Raw genomic sequence first — 22977 nt, 5'->3', positions numbered from 1 at the left:
CGGCTCCGGGATCTTGCCGTGCTGAGCCTTCGTAGGCCTCGCGGAGCATCTCTCCCAGGTCGTAGCTGCTCTTGGGTAGGGTCAGCGGCTGCTGCTCCTGCTTGGCGTCCAGGTCTGCGTCGGGCTGCGCGCAGCATTCTCCGCCTTCGCCTGCCTCACCGTTGGGTTTGTCCCCTGCAGGCTCGGATTCGCCAACCGAGTCGCTCGCTTCCGTTGCCGGTTGCCCTGGCGCCTCGCCCTCGTGGCTCCCTGACGATCCGCCAGAGGCTTTGGAGCCGCATGCATCCTCTGGCCCACTGGCGCCCTCGCCACTATCGGGTTGCTCGCTGCCTTCGCCATCCTGCGCTTCAGTCGTTTTGCCTTCTGCTTGCAGGGTACCCGCCGCCGATTGGCCGTCTTCGCCCGGGGCATCGTTGTTGTCGTCGGCGCCCTCGCCTTCGCCATCTTCCCCCTGCTGCAATTCGCTGCGGGGTTCGAGGGCCTGGCCATGCTCGCCGCTCTCCTGGTCTTCTTGGGCCTCGCCTTGGTTTTGCTGTTCCGATTCTTGGTCCTGGCCTTGATTCCCCCGTCTTCGGGTGGCATCTGTTCCTCGGGCGGCTGATCGCGCAGTTGGCGCTCAAGCCGCACAGCCAGGTCCTCGGTCTCAATGCTGGACGTGTGCGTTGCCAGTTCCGCAATCGCGGCGTCGATGACCTTTCGCTGATGCTCGCTGACCACTTGTGCCGCAAGCGCCTCGAAGGACTGCGCTCGTTCCTCAATCGCTGCGTACGGCGACAAGGCGCGCATACCGCGAATGATGACGTCGATCTGCAGCACCTTCGCGCGATCCTCCTCGCGCTGCAGGTCGATCCCATTGAGAATCGTGTCCAGCGCGTCATCGAAACCTCGCGCAAGGATCACGCCCGCACCGGGGAACAGCTTTCGCTGCTCCTTTTCCATTCGCGGGTCTTCCAGCAGGTTAAACACCCACTGTTGCTCGTTCGAAAGACGGTCAAAGCAGCCCACATCGGTGTGCAGCGCGTGTCCTGCCTCGTGTACCGCCATGCGCGTCAGCGCAGCGATCTGTGATTCCTCACCCGTGGTGGGTGTCGGTAGAGTGATGTCTCCATTCGCCAGCATGGATACGTGCTGCCCCCAAATGATGGTGGTGGCACGTCCCAGGATGAGCGACACGAAACCCGCAATGACCTTCTTGGCCGTTGCGACGTTGGTGTTGTTTTGCATGTTTGCTCCCAACGCCCTGGCGCGAGGCCAGGACGTCGTTGGATTGCGTTAGAACAGGCCGACGAACTCCGGCTGGAAGCCATCGTCATCGCCCTTCGGTTGCATAGGCGACGACGCATCCGTAGAAGCATCGACATCCACTTGCATTTCCTCCACGGGGGTGTTGTCGGGCTTGACGCCAATCAAGGCCTCGAGCGGGACTCTCGACTTGCTCGGGTGCGGTGCGCAGGATCGATTCGAACGCGTGCAGTTTGCGCCGCCCGTGTCCCTGACCAGCAATGCCGCCTGTTGCGCCGACGCGTTGTTCGACAGGGTCTTGGCCAACGTCCAGACGTGCATCAGGTGCACGCCCTCGATCGGGCCCTCATCCGGCAGCAATGCCAGCACGTGATCGACGATCTGTGCCAGCGGCTCCACGGTCGGGTCCAAGAAGCTGAAGCTCTTGAACTTCGCGCCGATTCGCTTGAGCGGGCCCAGCGTCTTCTGCGTGATCTTCTCGCGCTTGCGCACGGCACCGTAGAGCGTCCTTGCCCATCAGGTATTTCTCCATCAGGGTTTTGGCTTCTTCCGCTGCCTCAGGCAAACAACTCGCCTTTGAGGCCCGTCATCTGCTTGCCGAACTGCTGGTTGACCTCGCTGAACTCATCGCTGCTGGGCGCGCTAACGCGGCAGAGATCGGGACCCGAAGGAAAGGCGCCGCCCAGCCACGTATTCCGGGGTCGGAATGTCCGTGATCAAGTGCTCCCAGTCCTGGTTGTCGATACGCGAGCGCCACTGGCCGATACGCGCATCGAAGTCCTGGTACAGCTTCAGCGCCAGGTCATCGAACTTTTTCTTGATCTCGAGCAGACCACTGTGGACCAGATGGACCTTTCCCTCGGGGATACCGATGGTGCCCAGAAGCGGCAGTCCGTGCAGCCTGAGCAGCTTTTCGGCCTCGCGCTTGTACTTGAGAAACGGTGCCAGGTCTTCCGGGTCCGCAATCTTGATCGAGCCCAGCGTAGCCAGCGACTCCGGGGGGAGATGCGCCAGCTCGGGGTTCTTGGCCAGAAGGTTCTCCTTTCGGAGTCGCTTACGGCCAGACCAGAGGTGGATGTCCAGCGTGACGCACACGATACCGGTGGCGGTCGCCTGTTTGATGGTGGGAACGACTTGCGCGTTCATGTGGGTTGCTCCATGTAGAGCGGGAACCCACTTACCCCATGCGGGAAGTGAATTCCCGCGGGGATGTGATGATGAATGCAGGCGGTAAGACCTGCGTACGGCTATGCCGAACCCTTGCACTGTATGCTGCGGTGGCGGTGAGCGCAATCGACCTGGCCCACGCCATGAGCAGGCACGGGATGTTCGCCATGCACGCGCACACCCACCACCCTCGCACGTGCTATTTGGCACACTTGGGCGGTTGCGTCCCGCAATCGAACCCAGACCGTAGAACGGTCAGCTCAGATCGAGCTGCGCTGGCCGAATGCACAGCGCGGCGGCGAACTTCTCGCGCGAGGACTTGCGCAGGCTTTTGGCGGCAAGGAGCCTGGCCAAAGTTGCAAGCACTATCAATTTTTGATAGTCTTGGCTCAGAGGTTTTGCAATGCCATCCAGCTACGTTTTAGGAAATCACTTCGAAGGCTTTGTCCGTCAACAGATTGACTCGGGCCGCTACCAGAGCGCGAGCGAGGTCATCCGTGATGGGTTGCGCTTGCTCGAAGAGCAGACTGTCTTCAAGCGGGCAAAGCTGGAATCCCTTCGGGCCGAAATTCAGGCCGGTATCGTCAGTGGTCCTGGGCGGCCACTATCCGAGGTTCGTGCGGAGCTGAAAGCGCGCTACAAGGATCGGGGTAGCAAAGGCACACCGTCAAGTGCGGTGTGAGCTTTCGCCGCTGGCCGTCGCTGATCTGCGAGAGATCGGCGACTACAGTCGCAGGACAACCCGCGCCGTGCCGAAACCTTCGTCGATGAATTGATCGACCAGGCTGAGAAGATCACCAAAATGCCTAGTGGCTATACAGCGCGCGAGGATCTTGTTCCTGGCCTGCGCATGTGCTCCCATGGGCGATACATCCTTTTCTTCCGGATTATTGGATCTGTCGTCAGGGTCGAGCGTGTCTTGCACAGTAGCCGCGACATCGATACAGACGATTTCTCAGGTTGAAATAGGCAGTCTCGGAAGTTGTAGGCCCACGTCGGCCCAGCGACCCTCCTCCGTAATGACTGTCTAAAGACGCGGTTGTCTTCAGACAGTCCCCTCTTCGAGGGTCCTGCGAGGCCACCGACCAGTAGCCCCAAGTTGGGTTTAACTCCGAAAGCATCCCCAGCCGGGGGTGTCCCAGGCCAGGGGCTGATTTCGCTTAGACGAACCCAGTCACGTCATCAAAATCGGCAAAGCCGTCATTGCCGGAGCTGGATTCACCCGCGCCGGGGTGGCTGGCGCGCCGCTCTTGCGAGTGGGGATGCGCCTTGCGTCTCGGCCTTGTTGCGGGGGCCGCGTGCTCTGCTGCCCCTGTGCGAAGCCAGAACGGCTCGCGCCTGCTCCATTCATTCGCGTGTTGCCCGCTGCCTGTCTGCCAGCGCCGTAGCGATCACTTGTTGGTCGCTGCGAGCCAGTACCGTCCGAGCCTTGTGCGACAGGATGCGAGCTGCGAGGCCGTGCACCCTTGGCGTGCCAGGTCATCCGGTACTTGGTGAAGGATTTTTTCACCCCTGCGGCGTCGGTGTAAGACGACGTCTCCTGGGTGCCGCTGGCCGAGATGAGTTGCCCCTTCTCGGCCGTTTCGCAGAACTTCTCGGCCTCGCCGTCGAAGCAGAAGAATGTCACCGCTTCGGTGACTTCTTCGCCCTTCGCGAAGCGAGAACTCAGCAGGGCGGGAACTCGCACACCGCGCCGCCATTCCCGAGAATTTTCAGCTCGGGTTGATGAGCCAGTCGGCCATGCACATTGATCACGATCATCAGTTCACCTTCAGGTTCTCGACTTTGTAGAGGTTCTTGCTTCCTTGGCCGCCGTTGGCCAGCGAGACGGGAACCTTGCCCATGGGCGTGATCGACACTCGCTTACCAACTTCGCATCCTGCTGCCTCCAGCTCTCGCTCAGAGTTCAGCACCGCGCAGAGGAAGCTCTGCGCCGTTTTCCAGCAGGATGACCGCCTGAAAGACTTCGTAGGCATCCCGATCTCTTGGCGTCACGCGATGAGAGCCCGCCTGCAACAGCGTTCCAACGTAGGTAATGCCCACCGTTGGCAAAGGCGTAAACAGCTTCTTCTCCGTTGCGCCTTGCGCCGCGCGTACAGCGTTTGATGCATCCACCTTCACTGCGACCCTTTCGGGCGCAGCTGGGGCTTGAGCAACCGCATTCGTCTTGGCCTTCTGCTTGGTCTCGGCTTTCGCCACAACCTTTGCAGCCGGCGCCGACGAGCTTTGGCTGATCTCCGCTTTGCGTTGCTCCTTGCTTGGCTTGAGGCCTTTCAACCGAGCGTTACCCACCCGGTTGATCAGTTCCTCGGCCAATAGCACCGTTTCCTCCTTCACTTCCTCGATGTCAGCCTTCGGATCGAAGGTGGCATCGGCGAAAGTGAATCGGCGACCCTTCATGATCGCGCGCAGCAGCGGCTCGTTGATGATCAAGTCGCGCTTGACCGTCTTCGTCGCCTTGTACACGCGCAGGTTGAGAACGCCCACAGGGGGCTCCAGGCGAATCGAAATGATCCGGTCTGCAACCGTGAAGTCGGCCGACTGGAGCGGCTGCCCCAAACTCGGCACATTGCGCATTGGCTGCAGCTGACCCGCATCCTCGTTTTCGACCTGCACTCGTGCGGGCTTCTGCGAAGGAGCGGTGTTGATGTTGATCCCTTTGGCCGTCCTTCTGGCGGCCAAATCGATCGCGATTACCATCGGTCTCAGTACCCAGATGCCCGCTCGCAAGAGCGACATCAGCAGGTAGCCGAACAAGTTGATGAAATCTCGCATGTTGCTTCCTCTTAAAAGGCTGCCAGGCCCGCCTCGGCAATCCATCCTTGGGCGTCACCTGATTCGTTGATGTTTTCCGGCTGGCGCATCACTGGGGCCAGCATTGCGTCGCGGAGCGACCAACTGAGCTGTTCCATTGCGCGTTGAACCGTTTCTTCTTTGAACCACTCGCTGAGGAATTTCTTCCAGGCCAGCGGGTCGTTCATCGGTTTGGTTGTTGGCACCGCTCCCTTTTGACAGAGGACGAGTTGCTTGTTCTCCATCGCCCAGTCGGCAAGCACCAGCGCGAAGGCTGGGTGCGTTGCATGCAGCGGTGAAGATGCTGTTTCGCAAGTTCCTGGCGTTTGAGCCAGACTGCGGCTTGCCCACTGAGCACACTGACCATTTGCAGCTTCGTTTCCCAGGCTGCCGTCAGCGCGCTCAGGTCGTCTGAAAGCGACTTGGTCGCCATCGGCGCCAGTTCGCTGCCGTCCGGGCTCGGCGCGTCACGATGAGGACCTCACTGAACTCTCCGTAGACGTCGCCTTCCGGCGTCAGCGTCTGGTCCAGGTACTTGGTACGCGTTGCCCAGCACGTCAGCCCATGCGGACACGTTTCGTCGGAGGAGGCCAGCCGAGGGTGATGGCCTCCACGCGATCGAGTTTCAACGCCTTTCCGGGCTTGATCTCTGCCGTCCAGACCCTCCGGGGCCGCTTGCGCTGAAGCCCCACTGCCCTTTCGCGCTGTGTGTGTATACGTGGAGGACAGACTCTCATCTTCGACCTCAGCTGACCAGGTTCTCGTCGTAGCCGGCGGTACCAGCGTGATGGTCTCGCGGACCGCTCTGGACATGACCGGGCTCATGCGCACCGCCTGGCGGATTGCGAAGTGCAGCCCGCTTCGACCTTGCGTTTCGCATGACGCCCTGGTACATCACCGTGTACTTGGCCCACCGCAACACCGCTCGGGTGGAACAGGGGTTTGTTCCACGCCTGCAGCGTCGGCGGCCGGAAAGCCTCGCGCACCTTGTCGCCGGCGACCAGGACGCAGACCTTGGCGATCGGCTCGGCCACGGCCTTATCGACCCGGCCGGCGAGCAGGTGGCGAAGCACCAGGGCTTCTTCCAACTCGGGCTTGAGGTAATCGACCTCCGTGTAGGAGAACCGGATCATCGTCGGCCACGTCCTGCACGTTTCGTCCAGCGACTGCGGCCCGGCTGTCCACCGCGTTCTGCGTCGCGAAAAACCGCGTGCGCGGATGCGGTTTGATGGTTTCACCCGTTTCCGGGATCGTCCACGAATAGCCTTCCAGCAGCATGTTCAGCGCGGTTGCTTCGCCCGGATCCAGCGTGTTGTACTCATCGAGGAGCACCGAAGTGCCCTCACGACAGGCCGTCACCACAGGTCCGTCCTTCCACTGCAATCGACCTTCTTCGGTCGGAAGCAGCTGACCGATAAAGCGATAGCTCTCGGTCGTGGGCGAGCACGGGACCTTGTACAGCGGCACGTTCAAGCGAGCGTGCCACTGCTCGACCAGCGAGGTTTTTCCAGCTGCGGGGTCGCCCTCGATCAGCAGCGCTTTGAAGCCGCCGACCCAGAACATCGTGAGCTGGCGCATTCGATCCGCGTCGAAGACATAGGTCGCATCGCTGGGCGGCACACCCTTCATGCCAGGCTCAAGGCCTGGGATTTCAGGCATGCTCAGGTGCTTCCATCAACCCGAAAGTCGTTCGCACGTTGTACTTTCGGATCGCGGTGTTATTGGTTTCCATCGAAAAGTTCCTTAAAGACATTTCCAAGGCCAATCTCTTTGAGAACGGGGACTAAGCCGTCCTGCAAACGCTCAGTGCTGTAGCCGCAGATGCGGCAGCACTGCTCGAATGAGAAAGGTGTTGCGGATTGAGGCAGGATTGCCTCGACTGGCTGCATGCGATCGTCCTGGAGGAAGGCAACCATGGTGTTGGGAGCGAAGATCCACTGCAGGACCTCCTTCTTCTCTGCTCCGTTGCCGCGCGCTTGGAGTAACTTCAGCGAGTAGTGCAAGACTGCCTCGTGAAGCTCCTCAATGGCGGCATCGGACCACTCTTCGGACGTCTGAAATGCTTCGATCTGTTCAATGACATCGGCCCTCACGGGATCGACGTCACAGTTCAGCTCGTTACCTTCATTCGTGCCTCCAATTGGCATGTCCAGTAGACGGTCATCGATCGCATCGAAAAGACCCTGCTTTGCGGACTGCGCTCGAACCTGAAAGGTCCTAGCCGTTTCCCGCATCTGTGCTTTTTCTTTGCGTTCCGAATACGTCTTCCAGACTTGTTCAACAGCCTCGATTTCGTGGCTGAGGAACATCGGCAGGTGAAGCTGTCGGTACTGCTGCGTGGAGTCATACGCCGCGGCGCTCATAGGATTTCTCCCAGATGCCGGCGATGAGTGTGTCCATCGAGCCTCCAGCTCTTTAGCCGGAAAGCGCCCCTACCGGGGAGCTTGTCCCGGCGGGGTGGATGAGTGCGGCAACGCCGCTTGGTGATTGCTGGCACGAAGGCCAGCGCTACTCGATTTGCATCGAGAAGTGCTCATGGCAATGGCGCAGGCCAATGCCTTCAGCAGTTCTCACGCTGACATGCGAGGTGCGATTGAGGTTGGGGAGATTGGTGAGAACAAGGAAGGGCCAACGCCCTTCCTTTCCTCAGCGTGCGCGGCTGATCATTTGCCAGCTTCATCCAGAATCTTCTCGATTTGAGAATGACGATCCTGAACCTTGGAGGATGCGGTAGCACCCGTACCAATGGCGAAGTAAGCGACCAGCGACACAGCGACAACCAGCAGAACTGCTTTCATGGAGATCTCCAAACAAGGAAGCCCCAAGTAGCAATCCGCACCCAACGGGCAAAGGAATTGCCCAGTTGGGAAGTTGTGATGCGATGAGCCCACCGGAGTAGGAACATCAGTTGATGGCGTGCAGGTGGCACGCAACGCAGCTTTGCAGCTCCGTTCTTTTTCGACTACGTCGAGGAAGACGTCACGACTCGATCCACAAGCCGTCACGACTTTCCCGTGCGTCAATTCTACCTAGAGGGCATGAGCAAGGGGCCGAAGCCCCTGCCACGCGAGGCGCTCCGCGCCCCGTCATCTTTCTGTTGCTCTTTGGAGCGGCCCTCAGTGATCTCCCGAGCGCAGTTACTGATCGGAAGGTTCAAGTGTCCCATCTGCACCGCCACTGGAAACCAGACAGCAATGCCATTGTTGGCGTTGCTCGCTGACAGGTCAATCAACCTGGCTCACCATGTTCACGGCCATCAGGTGGGGCGTCTTCAGGAGCATGGCCACCGCCTTGAAGTGCTTGGCCTGTACACGCTGACCCAGGCCCTCGCCGGACTCTGCCGAGGAAGTCGCCAGCAGCATTGCATCGGCGGGGCGCGCCAACTGCCTTCCCAGCTGAAGTCCAGCCAACAACACCTCCTCACCCAGCAGCACGCGCATCGACTGCTTCGGCGCCAGGGACCCGCCGTAGGGGATCAGGTGTTCCCCGCGGGCACAAACGTGCTCAGACGAAGCACCGCCCCCAGCGAAATCCGGTTTGCGCCATCCGTGGGCACAGAACAGCACCGGCTCCCGGTCGTTGCGCACAACCGCTAGTGCCGGTACCGCATCGCCCGAACCGGCTGAACTGCCGCCTTGTGTGTCGATTTTGACGCGCATACCCAGGCCCACAGGAATTGCGCCAGCGTGAGCTTGACGGCGACTTCTCTTGCGAACGCCTCTGCCTCTGCCTGCGATTTCACGCCGAACGCGCCCACGCCGGTGATGAGCAGATCCGCGATGGCGGGTTGCCCACCCGGGTCTGCAAGTTGGCCGGCTGCGTTTTGCACCCTCTGCAGGCGTTGCTCCAGCGGCAGTGCTGCAGCCTCGCCGAGCTGGCCCCAATAACTGTTCAGCGCAACCGCCCGCGCCGCCTGAGTTGGCACTGCCGTGTGATCGCCGGCCCCCTTGGCTACCAGGATCACGCACAGGAGCATGCTCAGGCTGCGCGGCGACTCCAGGACCAGCCATCGCCTTGCTCGCGGCGATCTCGCTCCCTGCGTATCGCAGAAGACGAGCCCAGCGGTCATCACCGGCGCCACAACCAGTGTGACGACCCCCATGAAGCCGTCCCCTGCGCAATCGACGCAACCCCACAGCGGATGGGCCATCCCCATGAGACCGAGCGGAGTGGCGAGAGCGATGAACCAGACGAGCACGAGGCGAATTGCGGTGTGCGCCGCGCGACCTTTGCGATGGACCGGGCGAGTGCCCACAGCCCTGCGGCCACCGCCGACCCCAGGAGCCACGCGGCAAACATCTCAGTTGTGTGCCCCAGGCCGCGCTGCTGCTGCAAGGCTGCAACCGGCACGAAGCACAGAGCCCCGAGGTAGTAGGCCCATGCAAAGCCGAACGCCTGGCGTCGTTGTTCACTGATCCCAACGAGGAACGCAAAAGCAATGCAGAGTCCGGTCGCCCAAGGCAGCGCCACCCATGCAAGCGCCCAGAGGCGCCGGTGGCAGGCCATAGGAGCCATGACAGGCCCAATGCCGTTCTTTTGGCAGCCTGAGTTTTCGACTGGGTGTTCATCTGCCGGTGAACTTATCACGTCGAATCGCGGGTTCAAGGACCCAATCCACGTTCTTTGGGGCCATATGGGCTCGTTGGCCGGGGTCTTGGAAGTCGTTACGACACCTAAAGTCAGCTACGACATTTTTCAACCAGTTGGAGAGCCCCTCATGTCCCAAGCCCCGAGTCCCGGCCGAACTGGCCGCCCTCAACGAAGTCTCTGCGAAGCGCCAGCGTTCACTCCTGGATGTCTTCGGCAACGCTTTCGCCCACACCTTCCAGAGCCCCGTGGTCTTTCTGGACAACGAGCAGCTGCAGTCGCCCGTTTCCGTCCGCTTCTACAGGAAGGACTTCGCCTACCTGTCCAAGCAGCTGTACCTGGAGTACCAGTACCGCAGCTGGCGTGGCTTCAACGCCGAAACCCTGGAGCGCTACAACGAGGTGATCACCAAGAAGCTGGTCAACATCAACATCCTGATGACCAACACGATCAATCGTTTGGAGAAGCTGCTGCTACAGAACGGCGCAACTCTGGAGAGTTCACTGTTCCCGAATCCCCAGGCCCTGACCGTGCCGGTGATCGCCGCCCATGCCCGCTCCTACTTCCAGCTCCTGCGCGACCTTGACCGGGTGAACTTGCTGGCCGGCACTGCCAACCTGCTTGGCGTGATCGATTCTCAGCAGCGATCCGAGGCCGAGTTCATCTGCAAGAAGGCCGTGCGCGCTTTCCGATCGATCCTGCAAACTGAGGTGAGCAAGCTCTACCGAGAGGCGGACCGCATCATCCAGGAACAAGCCGCCGGCGGCAAGGTGAACGAAGCCATGTCGGCGATCGTCGCCGAACAGGGCAAAGAGATCGCAGCGTTCGCAGCATCGGCCAATGACGGCGCCGATGCCGACCGCGCGCTCGAGCTGGGCCCCACCGACGCCTCCCAACTCATCGACGACGCTGCCGCCGCATCGGTCGCTGCAACTGCCGCGAGCAAGGGCCGCAAGAAATCCGCAGCCACTGAGACGCCCGCCCCCTGACGACCTGGCAACCTTGTTTCGTCCAATCTTTTGACCCATTTCTGTTGGGGCCGTGGAGAACGCGGCCCCATTTTTTTTGCCCACAGTGCTTCCCTCCTGAGGTTTTGCGATGTCCTTCACCCCTCAACAGCAACAAGCCATTGACCATGACGGGCATTTGCTGATCGTCGCCGGGCCTGGCTCGGGGAAGACAACGACCTCGGTGGCCAAGGCGATGCGCATCCTTGCGGATCCCAATCGCCGCCTGATCATGGTGACCTTCACCAAAGAGGGAGCGGTCGAGATGCGCCGGCGCCTGGACGCGGCCCAGCAGAAAGCCGGTGGACGCCCCTTCAGCGAAGATCGTCTGATCATCTCGACGTTTCACAGCATTGCGATCAAACACCTGTTCCGCCACACGCCGCGCCAGAAGGTGTTGAGCCCCGCCCAGCAAAACATTCTGCTCAACGACGCCATCGGCTCGTTCATACCTCCCGGGGAGGAGCAAAAGCTTGCGCGCCAGATGTTCGAGTCCTACATGTATGCGGTTGACCGCTCCGTACTGACGCTCCCTGAGGCCGTCACACGGGTGATCGACCGCTACACGACTCGGCTTCGCGATAGCGGGCACACCGATCTTTACTCGATCATGCGCGACTGTGCGCTGCGGGTTCACTCGGGCACCATTCCGCCCCTGCCCTTCACCGACCTGCTCGTCGATGAGGGTCAGGACACCGATGACCTGCAGAAGCACTGGATCTTTGCGCACGCCAAGGCTGGGTGCAATGTGACCATTGTGGGCGATGACGATCAGTCCATCTACGAGTGGCGCCAGGCTCTGGGCTACGCCGGCATGAAGTCCTTCTTGGACACGTTTAGAGCCAAGCGCATCGAGCTCGGCGACAACTTCCGCTGCCGATCGGAGATCCTGTCGCACGCTGTGATGCTGGTGGGGCTCAACAAGTCCCGCTTGGACAAGACGCTGATGGCGCGCCGCGGCAAGGGGGGGAGCATCGGGGCGTACAACACCGCGAGCGCCGAACGCCAGGCTCTTGAGCTTGCCGGCCTGGTCTCCTCCACACCGCAACAGCACCAGAACGCCGTGGTGCTCGCCCGCAAGAACCGCTCGCTCGACCTGCTGGAGTTCGAACTTCGCGCCAACGGCGTCGAGTACATGCGCATAGGCAAAAGCATTTGGGACGATCCCAACATCGCCGGCTACCTGTCCTTCCTGCAGACCTTGCTGGACAACTCCCCCGTTGGCGTGCTCGGTGTTCTGCCGTACCACGGTATCAGCGAAGATCTCAAGGCCGAACTGTTGCGCTCCATGGATGGCAATGCTTCATCGTTCCTGGATGGCGTGGTACCCGACCTTGACCACGCGAGCGCCGCCGACCGCAAGTCCCTGCAGGGGTTGGCCAACAGCTGTTCGTACTGGCGAAAGCAGCTTCGAGCCTCACATATCGGGCTCAGCGGATCGGTTCGCGAGGTGATTCTGGAGGTGGGCGCCCTCTACGGTGGCTGGATGCCGCGACAGCAAACGGCCGACCTGGTCGACATCTGCGCTCGCATCCTGAGCTGACCTGAATGGCACGCTCTCCAGCCGCCTCAAGTTCGTGAGCACGAGATCCCGTGATCTCGGCAGCGTGCCCCTGGTACTCATGACCATGCACGGCTCCAAGGGCCTGGAGTTTGAGACTGTGCATGTGATCGATGCAAGCGCCGCAGACAGTGACTCGCACGTGGCCAACTACGAGGCCGAGCGCCGCCTGATGTACGTTGCCCTCACGCGGGCCAAGAATCGGTGCGTAGTGTGGTTCTCTGGCAAGCCTCACATGACGGTCACCGAGGCGCGCATTCCCGTGAAGCACCGCTACGATGACGTCAAAGCTCTTATTCTCGCCGGCAACTGATGCGCCGCATCCACGGTCCCCTTGAGATGAACTACGAAGGTAGGGATTGCCGCATGCTCGTCATCGAGGCTGACAGCCTCGAAGCGATGGATGAGGCGCGGCAGAACGCACGCGAGAAAGGGTGGACCGACTATCTGGACGGCCAGGTGCCCAGTAACGGCTGGTACAGCGCGTGGATGCTCAAACCGGCCGACACATCGCTCACACAAGGGTAAGCTGACAGCGCCCAAGCAGTTGCGCGCAGCTGAAGGTGTTGGCCAACGAAAAAGGCCCGAGCTGAGCTCGGGCCTTTTCTTTGATTCGCCTGTTGGCGTGCACCAGGTTAGGCCGTCACAGCCTCCTCCTGTTGTTCCTGTTGTACCTGTTGCTTCTTGCGTCGTTTGGCCACCATCGATGGCTGTTCGACTTTTCTGCGCTTGCCATCGCGAACGATGCCGAATCGCGCCCAGACCTCAGGATCAACCCGCAGAGGTGTCGCCATCATGCGGTTGAGGTTGATGAAGACCCCCTGAGTGTCCAGACGGCCCTCGGTGAAGAGCTTCCACAGAAGATTCGCTGCGAAGTCCGACACGGTGGGGTCGATGTATAGACTCTGTTTCTCAAGCGCTTCAGCAAGGGAACACGAAGGTGTGTTGTCCTTGTCTTCGGCCGACGCATCTATCAGGTCCGGGTAGAACTCGGCGATATGCGGCAGGCGCATCATGTCGTCATTGACCTTGCGACGCGAGGTGACCTGCCCAAGAACCACCTGCCCATCGGTGGCACGGTTACCCGTGTCCAGCCAGTAGCGGGTGCCACTCGCACAGTTCTCCAGGCCCCGCAGAATCGCAAGGCGCGCTGCTCGATTGTCAACGGCACCGATAACGAGGTCGAAGCGGTCCAGACTGGCTCGCGTCGACAGAATTGCCGGCTCGCTCTTCCAGATCACCCCCTCCAACGCCATGTTGGCCCGGTTGACCAGCACATCGCTCTTGAAGCGCCCCACATCGCCAGGGTAGAACGCCTGGCGCCCGATGTTGGCCGTGGATACCGTATCCGGGTCCACAACCGTCACATCCAGGCCCGCAGGGTGCCCCTTCGCGAGAAGTGCTCGATGCAGCGCGACGAGTTTTTCAAGCATTCGACTGCCCGTTCCACCCGCGCCCACCAGGAGCACGTTCACAGCGTTCGTCATGAGCTTTCCGTTGAGGACATGCATCTTGGTTCGGTTCAGCCATTGCACCTCCAGCTCGCCGGCCTTGTTCATCGACGCTTGCAGGTACAGCCCTGCCATGCACAACCGGATGGCTGAGCTTGGCGTGTCTCGGTCCAGGTTGCCCAGAACCGCGCTGAACTTCATCGCGCCACTGTCGTCTTGATCGTCGACACTGGAGAAGTAGGCCGCATGAAGTCCATGACTGTGCAAGTCGAGCACCAAGTGCTCATCGTCGACCAGCCGGACCTCCTCGAAGGCCACAAAGCTCGCATTTGCCCTCAAGCTCTTGCGCACCTCGTAGCGCCAGGCATCGCTCTCGCTGTTCCAGATCAGGGCTGCGGCCACCTCGTTGGGCAGCGCCGCTCGCGCGTCCGCAACGAACTGACGAATCAGGACAGCCGGTACTTTCGAACACAGAACCGACGCAGACTGATGTACCTCCCCATAGGGCAGGCGAAACCCTTCTGCGCACTGCGCCACCGGATGCACAAGGCGAATCCAGGGCAGGCTGATCTCGCGCATCAGTGCTTGGCATGAAGCCAGGAACCGGATGCCCGTATCGTCTCTTGCTTGCAGAGGCTCCAGCGTATTGGAGTCGCCACAAGGGGAAAGGCCTCAAGAATGGCCTTGTCCACGTCGTTCATCAGAACTCTCCTCGGGCCCGGTCATGCGGGCGCTCATAGAAATCAAGTGCCAACAGATCGTTGACCGTGAGGTTGATGTCCACCAGAACCCTCTCGGGGAAGGTCTTTGCTCGGTCGACTCAGTTGCTTCTTCCAGAACGCACACGGCTCCACCCCGAGGGTCAGCCGGTCCTTCTCGCGGAAGTTCGGGTGCGTGAAGTGCGACCCGAAGAAGAATCGCTCCCAGGCTTGAAGGTCTGTTCGCTGATCCTCCCCGGGCACCTTGGCGTTGCCCACGCAAACCTGCCCGCTGGACCACACGTTGAAGAACGGGGCCTGGTAGAGCTTGGTCTGCTTGGTCGGTACCACGTCGCCATTGAAGGCAAACACGTGCAGCGTGCGCTCGCCGGCCATGAAGACCAGCCCCGGCGTCGGGCAGCTTGCGCTTCCGCTGAACTGCACGACGCTATGGCTACTGGCCTGAAAAAACATCGCTCGCTTGCGCGGCGGCGTCCACCAGATCAGCCGGCCTAAGCCCTTGGCAAGGATTGCCGGGTCGTTCCATTCAATCGCAGGCCTGTCCTGGGGTTTGAGCCCCCCGATCAGGTCCTTGAAATCACCCTCGGTGAGGGGAGCGCCGGGGCGGATCATCGGGCTTCCGCTGATGACCTCGACACGGTGCTTGGTTGCATACGCCTGACGCGTCTCGCGCGACTCGTAGATGAGCAGCGCACTGGCCAGCCGATACTGATCCCCCACGCTTTGTGCTTCAAATTTCATCATCGTCTCCGTGGACGGGAAGGTGCAACATCAGCTCTTCGAGCAGATGCCACATGTTGAGAAAACCCTTGGTCTCGGTGACCAGATCAGCGAGTTGCTGATCGGTCAGCCCTTTGTCAAGGGGTATGGTCTTGCGTGCGAATGCCTCCATGACATCGCCACCGTTGTAGGCCAGCTCCTCGGCATGGCTTGCGGTTTCCCACAGCAGGTGCGGGTCATCCCACGCCACGAAGCACATCGCGCCGATCGACTCGACTTCGCTTCCGTTGGCGTTGCTGAAGAAGTTGAAGTCCGCAGCGTTGCGCTTCTTGCTCACCGCCGCTTTGAGAGCGACGGCGGCGTGCACGCACGCTGCCTGGGGATGCTGCGCATCGGCTCGAAGCCAGTGCTTGACCTTTGCCAGTGAAACGGGCGTGCCCTTGGCACGCTTGTCGCGTGCGGGTCGGTATGAAACGGTGCCCAGTAGGTGCTGGTGGCCGTCCACCGCTGCCAGGATGTCCGATGGCCAATGAACGTACTGCTCGCGCAGCGCCTCCATGGTCTCATCTGACACCGGCGTGCCCGGTTCGTAGTCGTGATCGCCCTCCTCCATGAGAACGGCCCGCGCGAAGCATTGATCCGTGAACTCGTCGAGTTCGGTCAGTCGGTAATCGAGGTGGTACGCCACCATCGGCATGTCGTAGCAGAACAGACCTTTGCTCTGCACCTGGTCTAGCACCGAGGTGATGAACCAGGCCGAGCCCGGGAAGTGCTGCCTCCAGAGGATCTACCACGGGTTTGAGGCGATCCGTCAGGATGTCCGCGGGCGTGCCCCGATGACAACTTGAAGTTGCTCGTCGGTCACCACAAAGGTGGGCGTGCCCTTCATTCCCTCTCCGGCGCGGGGGGTGAGCGCTTCGGTGTAGCTGGACCATTGCTGGGCCACCACTTCTTCCAACGTGTGCATCATCCCGCCTGGCAGCGCAAGGCCGCCAGCTTCTCCCGCCAGCGCTAGTCGGGCCAGAACGCGTTTGCGCTCTGTCGCTTGTTCCAAGGCGAAGGGGATTTCCTCGGAGAGCGCGGGAAGTGCGAAACAGCCCTGCACCGCAGACGGGGTAGGAGCGAGTTCCAAGGTTTCCATGGGGTCTCCAGGTATGGGAAACCCCACTTCCCCATTCGGGAAGCTGGTTCCCAATGGGTTGGTAATGGCGCGCCGGGTAACCGGTGCACGAGATCGCGTGATGCGATGACCGGAACGCACTCTCGCCGAGGGCGAAGCGCGCGTCAAAGCTTGTGGCTCACCACCGGCCCCGGTACGTCCTCAATTCGCCGCGGCGAGGGCAAGAGAAACCCGCCGTGGCTTGTGGCCAGGGCGGGATGTCGACTTTTTCACGTCAACGGGTTGTAGATGAGACGCCCATCGGAAGAACCATGGACGCCTCGTGGTTGCAGCTCATCAGCCCCAGATGCCGAAGGCACTGGAAGGCGTGCTGATCGCCTTGCCGCGCCGCTGGGAAGCAGTGAGCACAGCAGAGAGTCGGCCGGCGACTGCGTCTGAGCCGTCGAGCCTCGCTTGAGGCAGCGCAGCGCTGTTGCCGGCGCCGCTGGTACACAGCGCCTTCTCGATCAGCGCGCGGGCCTCCAGGGCGGGGCTGGCAGTTACCTCCTCGCGCCCCTTCGCGCCGGCGGCACGAATGAGAACTCCTCAGGTGGCCAAACCGTTCTCGGTCACAGGTCCCTCGATCACCGCGTTGTTGAGTTCGGGGAACTGCGTCGCGTTGAGAACTCGACGAACCTGATCCGGGGTCATCGCCTCGTTCGGGTCCGGCAGCGTCAGCGAGTTGTAGCGGTACTTACGGGTCAGGTTGATCACTTCCATGGTCGACCTCCCCCACAACAGCGATGCGTCAAGCGAACCGGAAGTAGCGGTGGCAACACCATCGCCACCAGCGCCCACCCGTTGCCCGGCTTCTTGGGTCGAACCTGATGGTCGGGCAGCTTCCCCGTCTTCCTGTTCGTCATCGTCACCCGTCATGAGCCCTGCGCTCATATCGCGCGGCTTCTTGGCCGGCGCGCTCGGAATGACACCCGGCTTGGTTGCCGTCTTGCCCGCCGCCGCTGCCTTCGCCTGATCGGCGAGAGCCTTGGCCGCGTCTCGCTGCCTTGAGTTCGGCCTGATACTGTTCGATCAGCCCGCTGATCGTCAGCTGCGTTGCCAGGTAGCTCTCCAGGAAAGCCGGCAGTTCGCGCATCCAGCTCGGCCGCAGTAGCGACCAGCGCCTTGGGCGTGAGCGTGATGCCTGCCTTGTTTTCCTTGGCCACCGGGATCAGGTCCAGCTGCATGTTCTGGCCGTTCGCCGAGAGTTTCATCTGGATCGTCACGCCAGCGGCAACGAGGGGAGCAAATTGTTGAAAAAGGTTCATGTCGTTTCTCGAAAGAGATGTGACAGGCCCCTTCCCACGACGGGAAGGGGTTCCCGTCGGGAGTTGTTGTTGAGACTTCCTCTGGTGAGGCGGACTTAGTTGCCCCAGCGCATCAGCGCCGGAACGGCACCCACGTACTGGAAGCCTTCGACGGCCAGCATGGCTTTGACGAAGTCCTTCTTCGGCCCGTTCTTGAGCCGGTCGTAGTGCTTACCCGCGGCATCTGCCAGTCCGATCTCGCTGCACACGGCATCGATTTCCGTCTTGGTCAGGATGTCCAGGAAGGTCTCGTTGAGCTTCCAGTACTGCTCGATCTTGATGTCCAGCGCCTTGAGGTAGCCGGTGACGTCGCTCATCGGCGCATTCGAACTCACGTTGGCCGCCAGGTGCTGCAGCGCCGTTGCCAGCGCGTTCTGCTCCAGGCCCAGGATCGAGGACAACAACGCGTGCGTGTTGGTCTCGGTCTTCAGCTTGATGCCCAGCGCCTTCTCGATGGCCCCGCTACTTGCGATTCGGTCCATGTCGGACGGGCGATGCAGCGCGAGGGTCATCAGAGCAGTGCTCGGTTTTGAAGCACGGGAAGCTTTTCAGCCGCTCGTTTGAACACCGCACGCCAGATGGTCTCGGCGTCCCTCCTTCCACCGCGCCACGGGGCTCGGCGCTTGCCACCACTTTCTTGGGTTGCGTCGTCGAGTTCCCGGCCTTGGGCTTCGCCGCGCTCGCAATGGTCGCCTGTGAGGCTTCCTTGGATTGCGGGTTCGCTGTCGGCTCTTGGGCGGCATTGGCTGCGTCCTGCTCGTCCTTGAGGGCTTTGGCGTTGGCCGTCACCTTCTCGTCGTTGCAGGTTGTTGAAGCAGCACGTCCTTGTAGACGAGGCCCAGCTTGTCCGGAACTGCGGAAACGCACGCGCCGAAGTAGCCCACCACAGGTGCGGCACGCTTTCGCTTGAGCTTCGCCGACGCCCTTCGTACCATCGGCTCGCAGGGGCTCCAGTGTCGCGTTCTCTCCCGGACGCACGATGCGCACAACCTGGTAGGTTTCGGTCAACGCCTTGGCGCGCGCTTGCAGCTCGGCCTCGGTCTTGCCCTGGTAACACTCCTCGTTCGTGCACAGCGTGAGCCACTGAACGAGGTCTCGAACATCGCTTGCTGCATGCCCGTGTTGCACTGACAGGAGCCGCACTCGGTGCGGTCGAAAATGGCCGCATTCAGGCTCTGCAGGGAGACCTCGGCCATGGCCTTGAGCTCCTCCACCGTGACCTTTCTGGTCCGCCTTGAGAAGTGCAGCGATCACCCGCTCCTGCACCTCCTTGCGAAGGGCAGCCAGGATCTCGACGTGGCCCACCATGATCTTGTCATTCAGGTAGGCGTCACGCACCTCTTGCGTTGCGTTCATCACCGCAAGTCGGCGATCGAGCTTGGCGCGGCTCCAGCCCAGGCGGCGTGCGGCTTCTTCGTCGATCGCCCTTGCACAACCCGAGCATGCGAGAGGCGCCTTCGGCGTCTTCGATGATCGAGGGATCCTCGCGCTCGTTGTTCTCCGCCAGCATGGCCGCCGTCGCCTCGGCGTCGGCCATGACCTTCACTTCGGCCTTGATCTTCGCTTCGGGGCCGAACTCTGCCACCACCGCCTTGAAGCGGCGGCCGCCAGCGATCAGCTGGAAGCTGTCGTCGGCGAGCTGTCGAAGCACCACGGGCTGGATCAGTCCTTGCACCTTGATGCTTTCCCGCAGGCTGGCCATCTTCTCCGGGTTGTACCGGCGGCGATAGTTGAAGCCCTCCATCACCTGCGACACAGGGATGAGGCGGCTTTGCGCATCAGGGGTATTGGTAACTTCCATGGAATCTCCAAAAAAAGGGATTCCACGGCCCGCTAAGGGACTCGAAGAATCCCAGAGAGGGTTGGTTTGTTGCGCACGCGAAGCGCGCGGTCCTCACAAAAGCGAGGGGTTGCGGCCATTCTAGGACCACCGGCCAGGCGGCGCTATCGACCTGGCTCAGCACGCACCGAGCTGGCGGTGCCGCGCCGGCGCGCGCAACCTACGATGGGCGCGGCGCCGGCTGGGGGCGGTTCTCTGCCCTGACGTACGCCCGTCCAAAAAGCTGGGCCATAGCCATGGAATGCCGGCTTTGGATTGCCGAGGCGTCTTCACCGCCTACGGCGGTATCGGCCACCGCGACGTACACCTCGACCGCCGCACGCGCCTCGCTCAACAGGCTCAGCCAGGGCTGAAACTCCTCGTGACCGAACAGCACAGCCGCGCGCGCCTTAGGGCTCAGCGCCAGCACATTGCCGCGCCCTGCGTGCTCCGATACGCTTTCCACTGCCTGACCAAGATTCCATTGGCTCCAAGGTGCGGTCTGTCGCGCTTTGGCACGCGCCGACCTGCCATCGGGGTAGAAGGCCACCAGGGCGTTCTCCTGCAGCCCATGCGGCCCTTGCAGGCGCATTCCGATGACGTGGGTCTGACCGCTCCTGCGAGCCGTCAAGAAGCATTGCATCGAGTTGGGGGTAGAGCGCCGGGCTGTACGTCCCCACGGCTGCAGCAGGCCACACAACGGTGTCCGGGCCGGCCTGCACGGTCAGATCCTGCGCAAGCTGCCCCATGCTCGCCATGCGGCGACGTATGGCCTCATCTGCCGTCTGTTCGCCCCACTCGGTTGTCACGCCCACCACGCCCACTGCATCCCCGTTCGAATTCCCATCGCGCGCGATCCCTATCGCTCCCAGCACCAGGCTCAGCACCAGTAAGGTGACGAGCAGCTGCATCGGGGCGGGCTGCTGGCGTGCGATCAAGTACACCATGCTCGCGGGCACGGCCACAGACAGCACCACTCCGAGCCAGGACGATCCGGGAAGGATGCTGGCCCAAGCGATCAACGGGTGCATTGGCAACACGACGGCTGCGGGCGGCAGCAACGCCACCAGCCAGGCAATCACGACTGCCAGGGCCATACGCCAGGGTTTTGCCGATCTGCTCCATCCCAGCGACCAGACTGCGCCTGCTATGGCTGCATACACGATGATGCTGGCCACCCCGAAGGCCACGCCTTCGCGCAGCCACTCGATAACGAACGAGGGCGGATGGCGCATGATGGCCAGCGAATACCCGGCGCCGAGCATGAATGCCTGCGCGCGGGTACGGCACAGCGCGAGCAGCAGCGGCAGCAGCGCCGCCATTGCCGGTGCCCGGCCCTGACCCCACGCCAGCGCGCTCAGCGCGGCCCCGATGAAAGCCGCGGCGACAAGCGCCGTCACTGTCATCTGCAATCCGCCGCCTGTGCCTTGTGCTCCGGTACGGAACAACCACCTGATGACCCCGTTCGGAACCGGATCAAAGGTCTCCTGAAACTGGCTACTCACGCCGATCCAACTCACGCGTGCGTGCTATCGAGGGGCTCGCAAGGCATCAGGCGCGCCTTGTTTGCCTTGCCATTCCGGGTCCTTGCCCCTTCAGTGCACCCAGCAGCCACATTTCATCGGTCATTCGAAAGCCGGTGACCTTGTAGCTCTTGCCAGTCACGAACCCGACCGTGACGCCTTCAAACTCTGCATTGATGGTGTAGCTGCACTTCGCGTAGCTCGAAATCGCCTCATCCGCATTGCTGCCGAGGGCCTTGTAGCCAGCCTTGATCCGCTCGATCTCTTCCTTGGGTGCCTTGGCACAGCTGAGATCGGTGACCTCATAAGAGGTGATCTTGTGCGCCATCTGTGTCCCGTTCTTCATGCGCCATGCCTTCACTTGTTCGATGCTCGGCGCCGGGGTGCTACTGCCAGGGAATTCGCATCCAGCGAGCAACGCGCTGGCAATGACTGCGGCACCGGCAAATGCACGGGCCATGTTGGTTTTGGTATGGATCTTCATAACGTCTTTCGTTTATTCGTTGGTGCAACGTGCATTGCACCGGTCCGTTTCAGGATCTCAAGAATGCTCGCGCTGTCAAGGTCGGTTTGATTCTTTAGCGCCGTCAGCACGATCACCGACCACTGTATACATCGGCCGGCTCCACGGCAATCGCAATGGCGCGCACGCCCTTTCGTACTTCACGAACAAGCGACCGCCCTGCTGTCGCAACTCCAGTCGTTTGTCCTGTTCTGGTCCGTGGTTCGCGAAGGTCAGTGCATCCCCGGCGCAGCCCATCAGCATCGCGCCCAACAGTGGCAACTCGCGCCGCGTGAACTGAAACCCTATCTTGTTGACCCAGTCGAAAGCGCGTGCACCCTTCGCCTCGGGAACTCCAGCTGAACCGTGAACTGCCCGCCATCGGGTTGGTCTTCCCTGCGCTGTTCAAGCTCGATCTTGAACGCCGCCTTTTCCAACCGCATGCACACCAGCGTCGTACCACCATGGTCCTGACCGCTCTCTCGATTGCGCTCCTGCACGCTCTGCCCGGATTGCTTTCCCGACCTGGCTGACAGCGCGCGGCGCGGGCGCGGGCGCTTGCAGCGTGTCTTTCGTCACTCGATTGGCATGGCTTGCTAACCGGATGAGCGCGAGCAACGAGTCAATCTCCCCCGCGCTCTCTCACGCCACCTTCGATGCGCCGAAGCTTTGCGAATAGGGCCTGCGCTGCACCACATCCGCATCCAGGCTATCGGCGTACGCCGCGCACGCCTCAACTGAAGTCGTCATCACCCCCCGGTCCGCGAACACCTGCTTCATCCATCTCGGAGAGATCAACGCCATGGTCCCTCGCTCGACTCAGTCGCGCTTCACCCTCTTCGACGCGCCCATCCACTCGCGGAACCTTCGAAGGTCTTGAACGCGCCGGCCGTGATATTGGCCTTTGCATTGACGGTCTCGGTGAGGAAGACCGCACCGAAAGCGTCCAGACTCGCTCGCGCACTCCACCGGGCTCAGCCTCAATGGTCCCGAACAGATAGGCATCGCCGTCGCACGCGAGCATGCCGCGCGCAACACCACCTGGCATGAGAACCAGGGGGCCGCCCTTCACCGAGAGCGTGCCGCTGACGATGCCTTCGACGACGACGCCGCCTTCACACTCCAGCGTTCCTTCGTACTTGGAACCCGGCGCGATGCTTTCATTGTTGGACTGGTTACGCAAGGCTGCACTCCTTCGCGCCGGCGAAGACCTTGCCCTGCTTGACATCGATGCTCTTGATCGTGTCGCCGCTGGGCAGCTTGTCGCCAATCTTGAATTGCTTGGGCAGGCGAGTTTCCGCGTCGGTGAACACAGCGGACTTTCCGTCCGGCGTGCCATCGGGCTGAGCAGCCCCCTGCCTGTAGTGGTTTTGTTGCGCTGGCGCTGCCTTCGGATCGCCCAATGAGGGCGGCGCCGATTTGG

Annotated in this window: 30 protein-coding genes; 6 read left to right on the top strand and 24 right to left on the bottom strand. The window is 61.6% G+C overall.

The window, feature by feature from the left end; all coding sequences use genetic code 11:
* Nucleotides 1-81 precede the first annotated feature (81 nt).
* The 3 genes from AC286M_RS00605 to AC286M_RS00595 form a co-directional block, all read right to left on the bottom strand.
* Nucleotides 82-1224 (bottom strand): hypothetical protein, encoded by a 1143-nt coding sequence (locus tag AC286M_RS00605; RefSeq protein ID WP_488202529.1) that lies wholly within the window; start codon nucleotides 1222-1224, stop codon nucleotides 82-84.
* Between the two features lie 48 nt (nucleotides 1225-1272).
* Nucleotides 1273-1734, bottom strand: a complete 462-nt coding sequence (locus AC286M_RS00600; protein ID WP_488202528.1) for a DUF3150 domain-containing protein — start codon at nucleotides 1732-1734, stop codon at nucleotides 1273-1275.
* A 150-nt stretch (nucleotides 1735-1884) separates the two neighbouring features.
* Nucleotides 1885-2388 (bottom strand): DUF3150 domain-containing protein, encoded by a 504-nt coding sequence (locus AC286M_RS00595; protein ID WP_488202527.1) that lies wholly within the window; start codon nucleotides 2386-2388, stop codon nucleotides 1885-1887.
* A gap of 424 nt (nucleotides 2389-2812) precedes the next feature.
* Here AC286M_RS00595 and AC286M_RS00590 point away from each other — a divergent pair, with 424 nt between their 5' ends.
* Entirely contained in the window at nucleotides 2813-3091 is a 279-nt protein-coding gene (locus AC286M_RS00590; protein ID WP_488202526.1) for a type II toxin-antitoxin system ParD family antitoxin, read from the top strand.
* A gap of 90 nt (nucleotides 3092-3181) precedes the next feature.
* On the top strand, nucleotides 3182-3373 hold the full coding sequence (locus tag AC286M_RS00585) for a type II toxin-antitoxin system RelE/ParE family toxin (RefSeq protein WP_488202525.1): 192 nt from the start codon (nucleotides 3182-3184) through the stop codon (nucleotides 3371-3373).
* A 210-nt stretch (nucleotides 3374-3583) separates the two neighbouring features.
* Here the strand turns inward: AC286M_RS00585 and AC286M_RS00580 are convergent, their stop codons facing one another.
* The 8 genes from AC286M_RS00580 to AC286M_RS00545 all read right to left on the bottom strand — a co-directional run bounded on the left by AC286M_RS00580 (nucleotide 3584) and on the right by AC286M_RS00545 (nucleotide 9457).
* Nucleotides 3584-4096: a single stranded DNA-binding domain-containing protein gene (locus tag AC286M_RS00580; RefSeq protein ID WP_488202524.1), complete on the bottom strand. Its 513-nt coding sequence runs from the start codon at nucleotides 4094-4096 to the stop codon at nucleotides 3584-3586.
* Nucleotides 4097-4308: 212 nt separating this feature from the next.
* Nucleotides 4309-5184: a hypothetical protein gene (locus tag AC286M_RS00575; RefSeq protein ID WP_488202523.1), complete on the bottom strand. Its 876-nt coding sequence runs from the start codon at nucleotides 5182-5184 to the stop codon at nucleotides 4309-4311.
* Nucleotides 5185-5195: 11 nt separating this feature from the next.
* On the bottom strand, nucleotides 5196-5447 hold the full coding sequence (locus AC286M_RS00570) for a hypothetical protein (protein ID WP_488202522.1): 252 nt from the start codon (nucleotides 5445-5447) through the stop codon (nucleotides 5196-5198).
* A gap of 793 nt (nucleotides 5448-6240) precedes the next feature.
* Nucleotides 6241-6861 (bottom strand): AAA family ATPase, encoded by a 621-nt coding sequence (locus AC286M_RS00565; protein ID WP_488202521.1) that lies wholly within the window; start codon nucleotides 6859-6861, stop codon nucleotides 6241-6243.
* Nucleotides 6862-6920: 59 nt separating this feature from the next.
* Nucleotides 6921-7565, bottom strand: coding sequence for a hypothetical protein (locus AC286M_RS00560; protein WP_488202520.1), 645 nt, complete (start codon nucleotides 7563-7565; stop codon nucleotides 6921-6923).
* A gap of 300 nt (nucleotides 7566-7865) precedes the next feature.
* Nucleotides 7866-8000, bottom strand: a complete 135-nt coding sequence (locus AC286M_RS00555) for a hypothetical protein (RefSeq protein ID WP_268894769.1) — start codon at nucleotides 7998-8000, stop codon at nucleotides 7866-7868.
* A 426-nt stretch (nucleotides 8001-8426) separates the two neighbouring features.
* Nucleotides 8427-8789 (bottom strand): hypothetical protein, encoded by a 363-nt coding sequence (locus tag AC286M_RS00550; RefSeq protein ID WP_488202519.1) that lies wholly within the window; start codon nucleotides 8787-8789, stop codon nucleotides 8427-8429.
* Between the two features lie 5 nt (nucleotides 8790-8794).
* Nucleotides 8795-9457, bottom strand: a complete 663-nt coding sequence (locus AC286M_RS00545; protein ID WP_488202518.1) for a hypothetical protein — start codon at nucleotides 9455-9457, stop codon at nucleotides 8795-8797.
* A gap of 448 nt (nucleotides 9458-9905) precedes the next feature.
* On the opposite strand from AC286M_RS00545, the gene AC286M_RS00540 reads away from it, so the two are divergent.
* The 4 genes from AC286M_RS00540 (at nucleotide 9906) to AC286M_RS00525 (ending at nucleotide 12885) form a co-directional block, all read left to right on the top strand.
* Nucleotides 9906-10778: a hypothetical protein gene (locus tag AC286M_RS00540; RefSeq protein ID WP_488202517.1), complete on the top strand. Its 873-nt coding sequence runs from the start codon at nucleotides 9906-9908 to the stop codon at nucleotides 10776-10778.
* Between the two features lie 109 nt (nucleotides 10779-10887).
* Entirely contained in the window at nucleotides 10888-12339 is a 1452-nt protein-coding gene (locus tag AC286M_RS00535) for a UvrD-helicase domain-containing protein (protein WP_488202516.1), read from the top strand.
* 34 nt (nucleotides 12340-12373) lie between these two features.
* Complete coding sequence (locus tag AC286M_RS00530; protein WP_488202515.1) at nucleotides 12374-12670, top strand: 3'-5' exonuclease; 297 nt, start codon at nucleotides 12374-12376, stop codon at nucleotides 12668-12670.
* A 53-nt stretch (nucleotides 12671-12723) separates the two neighbouring features.
* On the top strand, nucleotides 12724-12885 hold the full coding sequence (locus tag AC286M_RS00525) for an SRPBCC family protein (RefSeq protein WP_159597394.1): 162 nt from the start codon (nucleotides 12724-12726) through the stop codon (nucleotides 12883-12885).
* 107 nt (nucleotides 12886-12992) lie between these two features.
* Here the strand turns inward: AC286M_RS00525 and AC286M_RS00520 are convergent, their stop codons facing one another.
* The 13 genes from AC286M_RS00520 to AC286M_RS00460 all read right to left on the bottom strand — a co-directional run bounded on the left by AC286M_RS00520 (nucleotide 12993) and on the right by AC286M_RS00460 (nucleotide 22957).
* Complete coding sequence (locus tag AC286M_RS00520) at nucleotides 12993-14441, bottom strand: PRTRC system ThiF family protein (RefSeq protein ID WP_488202549.1); 1449 nt, start codon at nucleotides 14439-14441, stop codon at nucleotides 12993-12995.
* A gap of 110 nt (nucleotides 14442-14551) precedes the next feature.
* Nucleotides 14552-15271: a PRTRC system protein B gene (locus AC286M_RS00515; RefSeq protein ID WP_488202514.1), complete on the bottom strand. Its 720-nt coding sequence runs from the start codon at nucleotides 15269-15271 to the stop codon at nucleotides 14552-14554.
* The gene (locus tag AC286M_RS00510) at nucleotides 15258-16034 is read right to left on the bottom strand and encodes a PRTRC system protein F (RefSeq protein WP_488202548.1); all 777 of its coding nucleotides are present in this window, start codon (nucleotides 16032-16034) and stop codon (nucleotides 15258-15260) included. The genes AC286M_RS00515 and AC286M_RS00510 overlap by 14 nt, the downstream gene beginning before the upstream one ends.
* A 24-nt stretch (nucleotides 16035-16058) precedes the next feature.
* Nucleotides 16059-16388 (bottom strand): hypothetical protein, encoded by a 330-nt coding sequence (locus AC286M_RS00505; RefSeq protein ID WP_488202513.1) that lies wholly within the window; start codon nucleotides 16386-16388, stop codon nucleotides 16059-16061.
* Nucleotides 16389-16952: 564 nt separating this feature from the next.
* A complete protein-coding gene (locus tag AC286M_RS00500) occupies nucleotides 16953-17282 on the bottom strand; it encodes a PRTRC system protein C (RefSeq protein WP_488202512.1) in 330 nt (109 codons plus the stop codon).
* Nucleotides 17283-17293: 11 nt separating this feature from the next.
* Nucleotides 17294-17671: a PRTRC system protein E gene (locus AC286M_RS00495; protein WP_488202511.1), complete on the bottom strand. Its 378-nt coding sequence runs from the start codon at nucleotides 17669-17671 to the stop codon at nucleotides 17294-17296.
* Between the two features lie 95 nt (nucleotides 17672-17766).
* A complete protein-coding gene (locus AC286M_RS00490) occupies nucleotides 17767-18222 on the bottom strand; it encodes a hypothetical protein (protein WP_488202510.1) in 456 nt (151 codons plus the stop codon).
* Nucleotides 18173-19069, bottom strand: a complete 897-nt coding sequence (locus tag AC286M_RS00485) for a hypothetical protein (protein ID WP_488202509.1) — start codon at nucleotides 19067-19069, stop codon at nucleotides 18173-18175. Before AC286M_RS00485 ends, AC286M_RS00490 begins: the two co-directional genes overlap by 50 nt.
* Nucleotides 19041-19511 (bottom strand): ParB N-terminal domain-containing protein, encoded by a 471-nt coding sequence (locus AC286M_RS00480; protein ID WP_488202508.1) that lies wholly within the window; start codon nucleotides 19509-19511, stop codon nucleotides 19041-19043. Before AC286M_RS00480 ends, AC286M_RS00485 begins: the two co-directional genes overlap by 29 nt.
* Before the next feature lie 428 nt (nucleotides 19512-19939).
* Nucleotides 19940-21034 (bottom strand): carbon-nitrogen hydrolase family protein, encoded by a 1095-nt coding sequence (locus AC286M_RS00475; protein ID WP_488202507.1) that lies wholly within the window; start codon nucleotides 21032-21034, stop codon nucleotides 19940-19942.
* Nucleotides 21035-21080: 46 nt separating this feature from the next.
* Nucleotides 21081-21536, bottom strand: a complete 456-nt coding sequence (locus AC286M_RS00470) for a hypothetical protein (protein ID WP_488202506.1) — start codon at nucleotides 21534-21536, stop codon at nucleotides 21081-21083.
* A gap of 751 nt (nucleotides 21537-22287) precedes the next feature.
* Nucleotides 22288-22737 (bottom strand): bactofilin family protein, encoded by a 450-nt coding sequence (locus AC286M_RS00465; protein WP_488202505.1) that lies wholly within the window; start codon nucleotides 22735-22737, stop codon nucleotides 22288-22290.
* Entirely contained in the window at nucleotides 22730-22957 is a 228-nt protein-coding gene (locus AC286M_RS00460) for a hypothetical protein (RefSeq protein WP_488202504.1), read from the bottom strand. Before AC286M_RS00460 ends, AC286M_RS00465 begins: the two co-directional genes overlap by 8 nt.
* Between the last annotated feature and the right edge of the window lie 20 nt (nucleotides 22958-22977).

The organism is Thainema salinarum CENA647 (assembly GCF_057732415.1).
This window is presented reverse-complemented; position numbering and strand designations above follow the sequence as displayed.